At 69.4% G+C, this 12,066-nt stretch carries 12 protein-coding genes; 2 read left to right on the top strand and 10 right to left on the bottom strand.

What is annotated here, in order from left to right:
• The first annotated feature begins 53 nt into the window (after positions 1 to 53).
• Entirely contained in the window at positions 54 to 1,025 is a 972-nt protein-coding gene (locus QSK05_RS28270; RefSeq protein WP_285600401.1) for an intradiol ring-cleavage dioxygenase, read from the top strand.
• A gap of 169 nt (positions 1,026 to 1,194) precedes the next feature.
• Here the strand turns inward: QSK05_RS28270 and der are convergent, their stop codons facing one another.
• The 10 genes from der to ald form a co-directional block, all read right to left on the bottom strand.
• On the bottom strand, positions 1,195 to 2,718 hold the full coding sequence (der, locus tag QSK05_RS28265) for a ribosome biogenesis GTPase Der (RefSeq protein ID WP_285600400.1): 1,524 nt from the start codon (positions 2,716 to 2,718) through the stop codon (positions 1,195 to 1,197).
• A complete protein-coding gene (cmk, locus tag QSK05_RS28260) occupies positions 2,718 to 3,479 on the bottom strand; it encodes a (d)CMP kinase (protein ID WP_285600399.1) in 762 nt (253 codons plus the stop codon). Before cmk ends, der begins: the two co-directional genes overlap by 1 nt.
• 172 nt (positions 3,480 to 3,651) lie before the next feature.
• On the bottom strand, positions 3,652 to 4,758 hold the full coding sequence (locus QSK05_RS28255; RefSeq protein WP_285600398.1) for a prephenate dehydrogenase: 1,107 nt from the start codon (positions 4,756 to 4,758) through the stop codon (positions 3,652 to 3,654).
• 12 nt (positions 4,759 to 4,770) lie between these two features.
• Positions 4,771 to 5,145 (bottom strand): chorismate mutase, encoded by a 375-nt coding sequence (aroH, locus tag QSK05_RS28250; protein WP_285600397.1) that lies wholly within the window; start codon positions 5,143 to 5,145, stop codon positions 4,771 to 4,773.
• A 53-nt stretch (positions 5,146 to 5,198) separates the two neighbouring features.
• Positions 5,199 to 6,107, bottom strand: a complete 909-nt coding sequence (locus tag QSK05_RS28245) for a pseudouridine synthase (protein WP_285600396.1) — start codon at positions 6,105 to 6,107, stop codon at positions 5,199 to 5,201.
• A complete protein-coding gene (gene scpB, locus QSK05_RS28240) occupies positions 6,104 to 6,787 on the bottom strand; it encodes an SMC-Scp complex subunit ScpB (RefSeq protein WP_285600395.1) in 684 nt (227 codons plus the stop codon). The genes QSK05_RS28245 and scpB overlap by 4 nt, the downstream gene beginning before the upstream one ends.
• Before the next feature lie 104 nt (positions 6,788 to 6,891).
• Positions 6,892 to 8,007: a segregation and condensation protein A gene (locus QSK05_RS28235; RefSeq protein WP_285600394.1), complete on the bottom strand. Its 1,116-nt coding sequence runs from the start codon at positions 8,005 to 8,007 to the stop codon at positions 6,892 to 6,894.
• The gene (locus QSK05_RS28230) at positions 7,991 to 8,806 is read right to left on the bottom strand and encodes a ParA family protein (protein WP_285600553.1); all 816 of its coding nucleotides are present in this window, start codon (positions 8,804 to 8,806) and stop codon (positions 7,991 to 7,993) included. Before QSK05_RS28230 ends, QSK05_RS28235 begins: the two co-directional genes overlap by 17 nt.
• 272 nt (positions 8,807 to 9,078) lie before the next feature.
• Positions 9,079 to 10,095 (bottom strand): site-specific tyrosine recombinase XerD, encoded by a 1,017-nt coding sequence (gene xerD, locus QSK05_RS28225; protein WP_285600393.1) that lies wholly within the window; start codon positions 10,093 to 10,095, stop codon positions 9,079 to 9,081.
• An 8-nt stretch (positions 10,096 to 10,103) separates the two neighbouring features.
• A complete protein-coding gene (gene ald / locus QSK05_RS28220) occupies positions 10,104 to 11,219 on the bottom strand; it encodes an alanine dehydrogenase (RefSeq protein WP_285600392.1) in 1,116 nt (371 codons plus the stop codon).
• 169 nt (positions 11,220 to 11,388) lie between these two features.
• On the opposite strand from ald, the gene QSK05_RS28215 reads away from it, so the two are divergent.
• The gene (locus tag QSK05_RS28215) at positions 11,389 to 11,997 is read left to right on the top strand and encodes a hypothetical protein (protein WP_285600391.1); all 609 of its coding nucleotides are present in this window, start codon (positions 11,389 to 11,391) and stop codon (positions 11,995 to 11,997) included.
• Positions 11,998 to 12,066 lie beyond the last annotated feature (69 nt).

The following is a 12,066-nucleotide window of genomic DNA, read 5'->3' as shown; positions in this document are numbered from 1 at the left end:
GCCGTTGCTTGGGTGAAGACATACCGACCGCCTCCCAGCACAGGAGCCCAGCCGTGAGCACCGAGCAGCAGATTCCCGACCCCGTCACCGACAACGCCGCCTACGTGAGAGCTGTCCATGACAAGGGCCTGGGCTTCGACCTGCGCACCATGTCGCGGCGCAAGATGCTCGGTGGCATCAGCTCGGTGTTCCTGCTCGCCGCCTGCGGCAGCACCAGCGACTCGACGAGCTCGGGCAGCTCGACCACCAGCAGCGGCATCACCGAGATCGAGACCGAGACCAACGGCCCCTACCCCGCCGACGGCACCAACGGCGTCGACGTGCGCACCGAGTCGGGCATCGTGCGCAGCGACATCACCTCGTCGTTCGGTGACTCGACCACGACGGCGGAGGGTGTGCCGCTGACCATCGAGTTCACGATCACCGATCTTTCCGGCGCACCGATCTCCGGTGCGGCCGTGTATGTCTGGCACTGCGACCGGGACGGCAACTACTCGCTCTACACCGAGGGCATCACGCAGGAGAACTATTTGCGGGGCATCCAGGCGACCGATGCGAACGGCCTGGCCTCGTTCACGAGCATCTACCCCGCCTGCTACTCGGGTCGCTGGCCGCACATCCACTTCGAGGTGTACTCCTCGGTCGAGGACGCGACCAGCGGTGAGGGCACGATCCGCAAGACCTCACAGATGGCGATGCCCGAAGACATCAACGACCTGGTCTACGCGACCGACGGCTACAGCAAGAGCGTCAGCAACCTGAGCCAGGTCACCATCGCCGACGACAACGTCTTCGGCGACGACGACGCGGCGACCGAGATGGCCACGGCGACGGGCAGTGTGAGCAAGGGCTACGTGGCCAAGCTGACCGCGGCGATCGACATCACGGGTAAGGACGACGCGGCTGCGGCACCGGTGGGCGGCGAGGGTCAGGGCGGCACTCCCCCGGGCGGTCCCGAGGGCGGCGCCGGTGGCACCCCGCCGAGCGGCGCTCCCCAGCCGACGGCAACGGCGAGCGCGAGCTAACCGCCCACCCTTCCGTGATCATGCAAAACCTCCCCGAAGTTCTAGAACTCTGCGCTCGAAAGTTCTAGAACTTCGGGGAGGTTTTGCATGATCACGAAGAGGTTTGGGCGACCACGAAATGGAGGACGCCCTGGAGACTCGAGTCTCCAGGGCGTCCTCAATTTTCGGTTTACTTCTTCTTGGAACGCTTTTCGCGCGGCCGCACGGACACCTCGATCGGGGTGCCCTCGAACCCGAAGGCCTCACGCAGCCGGCGCTCGATGAACCGGCGGTAACCGGCCTCGAAGTAGCCGGAGGTGAAGAGCACGAACCGCGGCGGGCGGGTCGAGACCTGCGAGCCGTAGAGGATGCGCGGCTGCTTGCCACCGCGCACCGGGTGCGGGTGGGACTGCATGATCTCGGCGAGCAGGGAGTTCAGCTTGCCGGTGGGCACGCGGGTGTCCCACGACTCCAGGGCCGTGTCGAGGGCCGGGGTCAGCCGGTTCACGTGCCACTTGGTGGAGGCGGACACGTTGATGCGGGGAGCCCACTGGATCTGCACGAGGTCGGTCTCGAACTCGCGCTCGAGGAACTTGCGACGCTCCTCGTCCATCAGGTCCCACTTGTTGTAGGCGACAACAAGGGCCCGGCCGGAGTCGACGATCATCGAGATGATGCGCTGGTCCTGCTCGGACAACGGCTCGGAGGAGTCGAGGAGCACCACGGCGACCTCGGCCTTCTCGAGCGCGGCCTGCGTGCGCAGCGAGGCGTAGAAGTCGGCGCCCCGGGTCAGGTGCACGCGACGGCGAATACCCGCGGTGTCGACGAAACGCCACTGCCGGCCGTTGAGGTCGATGATCTCGTCGACCGGGTCACGGGTGGTACCGGCGACCGAGTCGACGACCACGCGGTCTTCGCCGGCGAGCGCGTTGAGCAGGCTGGACTTGCCCACGTTCGGACGGCCCAGCAGAGCCACGCGACGCAGCCCACCGACCTGCTCGGGACCGACCGCCGAGACCTCGGGCAGCGCGGCGAGGACGGCATCGAGAAGGTCACCACTGCCTCGACCGTGCAGTGCGGAGACCGGGTACGGCTCCCCCAGCCCCAGGGACCACAGCGACGAGGCCTCGAGCTCACCCCGCGTGTCGTCGACCTTGTTGGCCGCCAGGATGACGGGCTTCTTGGTCTTGCGCAGCAGGCGCACCACGGCCTCGTCGGTCGCGGTGGCGCCGACCTGGGCGTCGACCACGAACATCACGGCGTCGGCGAGCTCGATCGCGATCTCGGCCTGCTCGGCCACCCGGCCGGCCAGCCCCTTGGCGTCGCGCTCCCAGCCGCCGGTGTCGACGACCACGAAACGTCGCCCGGCCCACTCGGTCTCGTAGCGAACCCGGTCACGGGTAACACCCGGAACGTCTTCGACCACGGCCTCGCGACGACCGAGCACGCGGTTGACCAGCGTGGACTTACCCACGTTGGGACGCCCGACGATGGCGAGAACCGGCAGCGGGCCCGCATTCTCCTCACCGAGGGCGCCGTCGGCGCCGGCCTCGAGCAGACGCAGGTCGGACTCGGACAGGTCGTACTCGGACAGCCCGGCCCGCAGAGCGTTGTCCAGGCCGGGAGCCTCGGGTTCTTCAGCCCCGTAACCGGCGGCCACGTCGATGACGACGGGTTCGGCTTCTTCGTTGGTGGAGCGGTCTTGCTTGGACATCAGGAAACGGCACCAGCCCTGGCGTGTTCGTCGAGGTCGGTGACCGAACCGGTGACGATGCGGGTGATGGCGGCCAGCACGGCATCGACGGTCTGCTCGAAATCGAGCGCCGAGGAGTCCAGGTGCAGCACGCCGTCCGCGGCGACCTCGAAATTGGAAACGGTGGAGTCGTCGGAGTCGCGACGCACGATCTGGTCGCGCGTCGCCTCGACGGACGCGGCGTCGGCGCTGCCGTGCAGCTCCTTGGCCCGCCGCGCGAGTCGCGCCTCCTCGCTCGCGGTGAGCAGGAGACGCACGTCGGCATCGGGGGCGACGACGGTGGTGATGTCACGGCCTTCGGCGACGCACCCCTGGTGCGTGCCGTTGCGGCCGACGGTGATCAGGTCGCGCTGGCGCTTCAGCATCTCGGCGCGCACGTCGAGATTGGTCGCGACCTTCGAGACGATCGAGGAGATCCGGGTCTCGCGGATCGCGGCGGAGACGTCGTGACCGGCCACCCAGACACCGGGAGCAGTCGGGTCGGTGGCCATGGTCAGGTCGAGGTTGCGCACGTGCTCGGCGACCGCGGCCGCGTCGGCCAGATCGATCCCGGCCTCCACCACCGACCAGGTCGCCGCGCGGTACATCGCACCGGTGTCGAGGTATTCCAGCCCGAGCCGGCGCGCCACCTCACGGGAGACGCTGGACTTGCCCGACCCGGAAGGGCCGTCGACGGCAATCACCAGGGGGCGCGCTTGCGTGGGGACGGACTGCGCGGACACGGTGATACCTCCGGTGATCGGCTGGGGTTTCGGCGTCGGACTGACCCTCGTGGTCAACGCCGCACAGGTTCGTGACCTTCCTAGGTTAGTCGAGTCCCAGGCCACATCCGACATCGTGCGATCGAAGCCACCCTTACGGAGTGGCCGGTTGTCCGGATTTGCCGGGACCGGGCTACGCGACGACGTGCCAGCCGCGCTCGGTGAGGGCCCTCTCGAGCTCCTCCCGTGCGGCCGGCAGCACGGAGACACCACCCAGACCCACCCGGGCTCCGGGTGAGTGCTCGAGGCTGAACTCCTCGACATTGATCCCGGCCTCGCCGATGTCCTCGAACAGCCTGGCCAGCTGCCCGGGCTTGTCCGGCAGCAACGCGGTGACCACGGCGTAGCGGGTCTGCGGCTGACCGTGCTTGCCCGGGATGCGCTCGCGACCCTCTCGCCCGTGGTGCACGATCTGCGCGACGGCGGCGCGCGCGCCGACCGCCTCCCCCGCGCCGAGGGCGTCGAGGGCGGTGATCACGCTGTCGAGGTCGGTGCGCAGTTCTTTGAGGACGCCCGCCACCTGCGGTGCGTTGGCGGACAGGATCTGGGCCCACAGCATCGGGTCGCTGTCGGCGATGCGGGTGACGTCACGCAGCCCCTGCCCGGCCAGCCCGACGGCCGGGTCGCTGGCCTTGACCAGGCGGGAGGCGACCAGGCTGGCCGCCAGCTGGGGCACGTGCGAGATCAGCGCCACGGCCTCGTCGTGCTCGGCGGCGGGCATGAAGACGGGGGTGGCACCGAGAGCGACGGCCAGCATGCGCACGGCCTCGGTGCGCTCGTACACCTGGTCGGTGGACGACGGGCACACCACCCAGGGCCGCCCCAGGAACAGGTCGGCGCGGGCGGCGGTCGGCCCGGAACGTTCCCGGCCGGCCATCGGATGCCCGCCGACATAGCGTTCGATCCCGTCGGCACCGGCCAGCTCGGCCGCGATGCCGCCCTTGACGCTGGCCACATCGGTGACCGTGGCGTTCGGGTGCGCGGCCAGTTCGGCCCGCACCACCCCGGCCGTGACGTCGGGCGGGGCACCGACGACGACGAGTGACACCGGTTCGTCACCGGGATCGGGCTCGCCGGCGCCCATGTCGCGGGCCAGGGCGAGTGCGGTCGGGGACGGGTCGTGGAGCAGGACCCGTACGCCCAGTCCGCGCAGCCCCAGGCCGATGCTCGCGCCGAGCAGGCCGGTGCCGACGATGCGGACGGTTCCGAGGGTCTGCGCCGCCGCTGGATCGACGCTCATGGTGATCCCGGCTCAGCTTCCCGGGATCGGGGGTACGTCTACCCGCAGCTGGTCGGTACCGCGCAGGTACCGATTGCGCACCTGGTCACGGTCCAGCTCGGTCTCGACGTGCGCGACCAGGCGGACCAGCATCGGCATGGCGCCTTCGACATGCATTTCCTGGACACAGATCAGAGCCGGGTCGTTCAGCCCGAGCTGACGCGCGGCCAGAGCCGGCGCCACGCTCGACACGTCCTGGGTGGCGGTGAAGATGATGCTGATGATGGAGTCCTGGTCGAGCTTGTTGGCCTCCATCACCTCGGACACCAGTTCGCGGGTGCGCTCGAGAACGTGTTCGCGCTCGTCGACGTCCACCGCGGTCGCCCCCCGGATGGCCCGGACAGCCACATTTCCTCCTAGAGATCTGCTGCCTGAAAGTAGTTGCGGGACAAGAGGATTAGCTACAGCCCAACTGCTTCGAACAGCTTGCTGAGCTCCTCGCCGTGGATCGCACGGGTACGTCCCGAACGCAGGCCCCCCATCTTCACCGGACCGATCTGGATCCGGCAGAGCTGGAGAACGGGGTACCCCACCTCGGCGAGCATGCGCCGGACGATGTGGTTGCGCCCCTCGTGCAGGGTGATCTCGAGTAGCGCCTTACCGGGCCGGGAGTCGACCATGCGGAAGGAGTCGGCCTTGACCGGACCGTCTTCCAGCTCGATCCCGGCGCGGAGCTTCTTGCCGATGTCCTGCTTCACCGGCCCGGCCACCTCGGCCAGGTACGTCTTCGGCACCTCGTGGCTGGGGTGCGTCAGGCGGTGGGTGAGGTCACCGTCGTTCGTGAGGATCAGCAGACCCTCGGTCGCCGTGTCCAGGCGGCCGACGTGGAACAGCCGCTCGTCCAGGGCGTTGGGGCGCTGCGACAGGATGTCGCCGACGCAGGGCCGGCCCTCCGGGTCGGACATCGTGGTGACGACGCCCGGGGGCTTGTTCAGCGCCAGGTAGATGAGCGAGGTGTCGAGCTGCAGGCGCACGCCGTCGACGTGCACGATCGCCGTCTTCGGGTCGATGCGCACACCGAGCTCGCGCACGGTGGTGCCGTCGACCTGCACGCGGCCGGCCTCGATCAGGTCTTCGGACGCACGACGCGAGGCGACACCGGCCTGGGCCAGCACCTTCTGCAGGCGGATGCCGTCGGGGTCGTGAACGTCGACCTCGGGCTCTTTCGGCGAGCCCGGCATGGTGCGGGAACCGGCCGGGGCACCCGTGCGGTCGCGGCCACCGCGAGCGGTGGTGCGGGCACCGGGCACCTTGGGTTGCTGACCGCGGTGTGCGGTCTTGCGGGGCTTGGAATTCTTGGGGGGGGTCATGAAACACCTGCCGGGAAGTCGTCGAGGGCATCCACCTCGGGCAGGAACGGCGCCAGGGCAGGCAGCGCGTCCAGCGAGGTCAGGCCCAATTTGTGCAAGAAGGTCTGGGTGGTCTGATAAAGCGTCGCGCCGGTCTCGGGATCGTTACCCGAATCCTCGACCAGCCCGCGGGTGACCAGGGTGCGCATCACAGCGTCCACGTTCACCCCACGGATGGCGGACACCCGCGCACGGCTCACCGGCTGGCGGTAGGCCACGATCGCGAGGGTCTCCAGAGCAGCCTGGCTGAGCTTGGAGGTCTGGCCGTCGAGAACGAAGCGCTCCAGCACCGGCGAGAATTCCGCCCGGCTGTAGACGCGCCATCCGCCGGCCACCCGGCGCAGCTCGAAGCCCCGGGCATCGTTGTCGTACTCCGCCACGAGACCGGCCAGCAGCTCGGTGACCTGCTCGACCGTGACCCCCATGGCGGCCGCCAGCTGCACCTCTTCGACCGGATGCTCGACCACCATGAGCACCGCCTCGAGGGCCGCGCGGGCACCACCGGGCAGATCGTCCAGGTCAGGAAGATCGCTCACCTCGCCCGGTGACTTGCTCTTGTCGCGTTGGTCGCTCGTGACAGGGGCCGTCTCCGGGGCATCGTTCACCCCGGTGGCGTCGCCGGCCTGTTCCTCGTCACTCACTCGTCCATCATGCCCTGTCCACGCACCCGTCCCCGACCATTTCGTCTGCCTGACGTCTACCTTCCATCTGCTTCCAGCTGCCTGTCATCGGCACGGACGTCTGCTCAGCCCTCGACCGGCTCCTGCGTCTTCACCTCGAGGCCCTCGAACTCGTCGACCTCGATCTGCGTCAGTTCGGCGCCGGTCCACCGCACGGTGAGTTCGCCCAGCGGGGAGACCTGGTCGAAGGCCACCGCGGCCTCGCGGAACAGTTCCAGCAGGGCGAGGAAGCGGGCGATCACGACGAGCTTGCCCTCGGCGTCGGAGACCAGGGAGCGGAAGCTCGCGGTCTGCACCCGGCGCAGGCGCTCGACGATCAGGGCGGCCTGCTCGCGCACGCTGACGGCCGGGTTGTGCAGGTGGTCGAGCGTGACCTTGGGCGGTTCCTTCGGAGTGAGGGCCTTGGCGGCGATCTCGGCGAACTGCAGCGGGGTCAGCCCCAGCACCAGTTCGGGCAGGACCTTCTTGATGTGGTCCTCGATCGGTACGTCACGCGGCGCCCGTCGGGTCTCGGCGGAGATGTGCGCGGCGAGGGTCGAGGCGACGTCCTTGAACGCGCGGTACTGCAGCAGCCGGGCGAACAGCAGGTCGCGGGCCTCCAGCAGGGCCAGGTCGTCGTCGTCCTCGACCTCTGCGGCCGGCAGCAGGCGGGCCGCCTTCAGGTCGAGCAGCGTGGCCGCGACCAGCAGGAACTCGCTCACCTCGCCGAGGTCCCAGTTCGCGCCGAGCGCCTTCACGTAGACCAGGAAGTCGTCGGTGACCTGCGCGATCGCGATCTCGGTGACGTCCAGCTTGTGCTTGGAGATCAGGCCGAGCAGCAGGTCGAAGGGGCCGTCGAAGTTGTCGAGATGCACCGAGAAGCCGGCCGAGCGGCCGGGGAGAACACCGCCGGGGGTGACTTCCTCCGTGCTGATGGAGGACGTCGTGGTCGCCGCGGCCTGCGGGTCACCAGTGACGTCAGTGGGCTCGATGGGCTCGATGGGCTCGCGGGTCTCGTTCGCCGTGCCCGGGTCGGCGCTGACAGCTTCGCCGTGACCCTCGTCCTTGATCGGGCTGTCTCGCAGATCAATCGTCGGCGAGCCGTCGGCGCTGGTCAGATCGATGATGGGCGCGTCCTGCGCCGTGGGGTTCTGCGGGCGGGGTCGTTCGGACGGGCCCGAAGGGTCAGGCAGCGTCGCCACGGGCGATCAGTTCACGCGCCAGCAGGCGGTAGGCGTAGGCACCGGCGTGCGACGAGGCGTAGGTGGTGATCGGCTCGGCGGCGACCGAGGCGTCGGGGAACTTCACGGTGCGGCCGATGACGGTGTGGAAGACCCGGTCGCCGAAGGCCTCGACCACGCGGGACACCACCTCCCGGCTGTGCAGGGTGCGCGGGTCGTACATGGTGGCCAGGATGCCGTCGACCTCGAGGCCGGGATTGAGCCGGTCTTTCACCTTCTCGATGGTCTCGACCAGCAGGGCGACACCGCGCAGGGCGAAGAACTCGCACTCCAGCGGGATCACCACACCGTGCGAGGCGGTGAGGGCATTGATGGTGAGCAGGCCCAGCGACGGCTGGCAGTCGATGAGCACCACGTCGTAGTCGTCGAGCACCGGACGCAGCGCGCGGCTCAGCACGGTCTCCCGCGCCACCTCGCTGACCAGCTGCACCTCGGCGGCGGAGAGGTCGATGTTGGCCGGCAGCAGGTCGAGATCCTCGATCTCGGTCTGCCGGATGGCCTCTTTCACCACCGTGGTGCGGTCCATCAGCACGTTGTAGATCGTGCGGTCGAGCTCGTGCGGGTTGATGCCCAGCCCCACGGAGAGGGCACCCTGCGGATCGAAGTCGACGAGCAGTACCCGGCGGCCGTACTCGGCGAGCGCCGCCCCGAGGTTGATGGTCGACGTGGTCTTGCCGACGCCGCCCTTCTGGTTGCACATCGCGATGATGCGAGCGGGGCCGTGCGAGGCCAGCGGTGACGGCTCCGGGAACGACGGCATCGGGCGGCCGGTCGGTCCGTCGCCGCCGGAACTCACCAGTAGCAGGCCGTCGCCGCCTCCCCGTTCGACGGCTATGTTCGACAAAGCCGCAGCAGTCGTGTTGTTCGTCACGTCGTCTCCTCGGTAGCGCTTGTCGACGGTTGGGCCGACATCGGGACATGACACCGGGCGAATCGTCGATGTCTATCCTCGCGCGTCGCCGGACTAGACCTGGCGAGGCTAGTCGGCGCGTCGTCTGGTACTCAAGCCAAGTTCCGCGCTATGAGCGTCGGTCAGGCGTGAAGCGCCCTGGGGTGCGCGGCTACATATACCTCACGGAGCGTGTCTGCGGTAACACGGGTATAGAGCTGCGTGGTCGTGACGGAGGCGTGTCCGAGCAACTCCTGCACCACGCGTACATCTGCGCCTCCCTCGAGCAGGTGCGTGGCGAAGGAGTGCCGCAATGTGTGCGGAGACACTTTGCCGGAGAGCTCCGCGCGGTCCGCGGCCCCGGCCAGCACGGCCCAGGCGCTCTGCCGGGACAGCGGCCCGCCACGGGCGTTCAGGAAGACCGCCGGTGATCCCTTGCCCCGCTGCGCGAGCGCCGGACGACCGCGCACCAGATAGGCCTCGACGGCCGTGACGGCGTAACTGCCGATGGGCACGATGCGTTCCTTGTCGCCCTTGCCACGCAGCCGGACCAGGCCGGACTGCAGGTCGAGGTCGTCGATGGCACAGCCCACGGCCTCGCTGATGCGGGCGCCGCAGCCGTAGAGCAGTTCCAGGAGTGCCCGATCGCGCAGCCCGGTCGGGGTCTCCGGTGGGCCGGCCGCGGACAGCACCCGCTCGACCGCGTCAAGGCTGATCGCCTTGGGCAGACGCTTGGGCGCCGACGGGGGCTGCACCTGCCCGGCCGGGTCGGTGGGCGTGAGGCCCTCCAACAGCAGGAACCGGTGGAACCCGCGCACCGCCACCACGGTGCGCGCGGCCGAACTAGCACTGAGGACAGCCGCGCCGTCCTCCCCCGTGCGAAGGGCCGCGAGGAAGTTCATCACGTCGGTCTCGGACACCGCCGCCGGGTCGGCCAGCCGGTGGCTGAGCAGGAAATCGACGTAACGGCGCAGGTCACGGCGATAGGCGCCCAGGGTGTTGGTCGCCAGACCGCGTTCGACGGCGAGGTGATCGAGATAGCCGGTGAGGGCCTTCTCGACGGTGGTCACGCCGGTGGCGCTCGTTCCGACAGCCTCGGCGGTGTCGGCCGCACGGGCTGTCTTGGCGATGGACGGCCGCGCCCCCGGGGCGGACGTCACGGGCGCAGTCAGGCCAGCACCTCGCTCAGGGCGACGAACGGCATGTCGTGCGCCGCGGCGACCGGGGCGTTGGCCACGGCTCCGTCGTAGGTGTTCAGGCCCAGCGCGAGCGCCGGGTCTGCCCGCAGGGCGTCGCGCCAGCCGCGCCCGGCCAGCTCGACGACATACGGCAGGGTGACGTTGGTGAGGGCGTAGGTGCTGGTGTGGGGCACCGCACCGGGCATGTTGGCCACGCAGTAGAAGACCGAGTCGTGAACCCTGTAGGTGGGATCGGCGTGCGTGGTGGCGTGACTGTCTTCGAAGCAGCCGCCCTGGTCGATCGAGATGTCGACCAGCACGCTGCCGGGGCGCATGCTCGCCACCTGCTCGTTGCTGATCAGCTTCGGCGCCTTCGCCCCGGCGACCAGCACGGCGCCGATCACCAGGTCGGCGTCGCGGATGGCGGTCTCGACCTCGAGCGAGTTCGACGCCACGGTCTGCAGGTGGCCCTGATAGATCCGGTCCATCTGGCGCAGCCGGTTGATGTCGCGGTCGAGCAGCACCACCTCGGCCTGCATGCCCAGGGCGATCGCCGCGGCGTTGGCCCCGGCCACCCCCGCGCCGAGGATGACGACCTTGGCCGCGTACACCCCGGAGACACCGCCCAGGAGGACTCCCCGGCCGCCCTCGGCCCGCATCAAGGTGTGGGCGCCGACCTGCGGGGCGAGCCGGCCGGCGACCTCGCTCATCGGGGCCAGCAGCGGCAGCGACCGGTCAGGCAGCTGGACGGTCTCGTAGGCGATGCCGGTGACCTGGCGTTTCAGCAGTTCTTCGGTGAGGGGCCGGTCGGCGGCCAGGTGCAGATAGGTGAACAGCACCTGCCCCGGGCGCATGCGCCCGTACTCGGCCGCGATCGGTTCTTTCACCTTGAGCACCAGCTCGGCCCCGGCCCAGACCTCGTCGGCGGTGGGCAGGATGCGCGCGCCCGCGGCCACGTAGTCGGCGTCGGAGATGGACGAACCCTCGCCCGCCGAGGCCTCGATGCTGACCTCGTGCCCGGCCCGGACCAGCTCGTGCACCCCGGCCGGGGTGATCGCGACCCGGTACTCATGGTTCTTGATCTCGCGCGGAACCCCGATCCTCACTCGATCAACCGCCTCTCGTCAGCAGATCCGGTCTGGTGATCGACTTCGAGGGCCACTCTAGGACGCACCTCCGACAGTCATGGCGTGACGCGGGGGCATCGGCGCGGCGAGCGTGGCGCACAGACGCTTCGAGGCGAAACTGTCGGCGGTGTGTGATCTGATCATCGCCATGAGTGCACGGTTCGTCCCCTATGCGGCCACACCCGGCCGCGCCGTCGTGCAAGTGGTCGCCGACCTCAGCGTGCTGCTGTGGATCGTGCTCTGGTACTACGTCGCCCAAGCCGTGCACACGGCCCTCTCCGCCATCGCCGATGTCGGGGCCGACGTGCAGGGTGGCGCCAACGGCATCTCCACCAACCTGAACGGGGCCGGTCAGAGCGCGGGCGACATCCCGCTCGCCGGCGACGCCCTGGCCAAACCGCTGAACGCGGCGGCCGGCGCGGCCCAGGACATCGCCAACGCCGGTCACGGTCTGGACGAGAAGGCCACCACGCTGGCGATCCTCCTGGCCCTGGCCGTGTCGGTCCCACCGATCCTGGCGCTGGTCGTGCCCTGGCTCCTGCTGCGCCTGCGGTTCGCGCGGCGCGCGGGTGCGACGGCCGACCTGGCCCGCAGCTCCGGGGGCCAGGATCTGCTGGCCCTGCGAGCCCTGGCCAACCGTCCCACCACCAAACTCCTGAAGATCACCGACGACCCGCTGGAAGGCTGGCGCACGGGCGACCCGGAGGTGGTGGCCAGGCTGGCCGCCCTGGAGCTGAGATCGGCCGGGCTCAAATAGGCACAGAGCCAGGATTGCGTGCACTCCTTGCGAACAGGACGCATCAAGGGCACACGATCCGGTAGATCT

The organism is Kineosporia sp. NBRC 101731, from assembly GCF_030269305.1.
Lineage (GTDB): Bacteria > Actinomycetota > Actinomycetes > Actinomycetales > Kineosporiaceae > Kineosporia.
The sequence above is the reverse complement of the archived record's forward strand: the minus strand, read 5'-3'. Positions and strand labels throughout refer to the sequence as shown.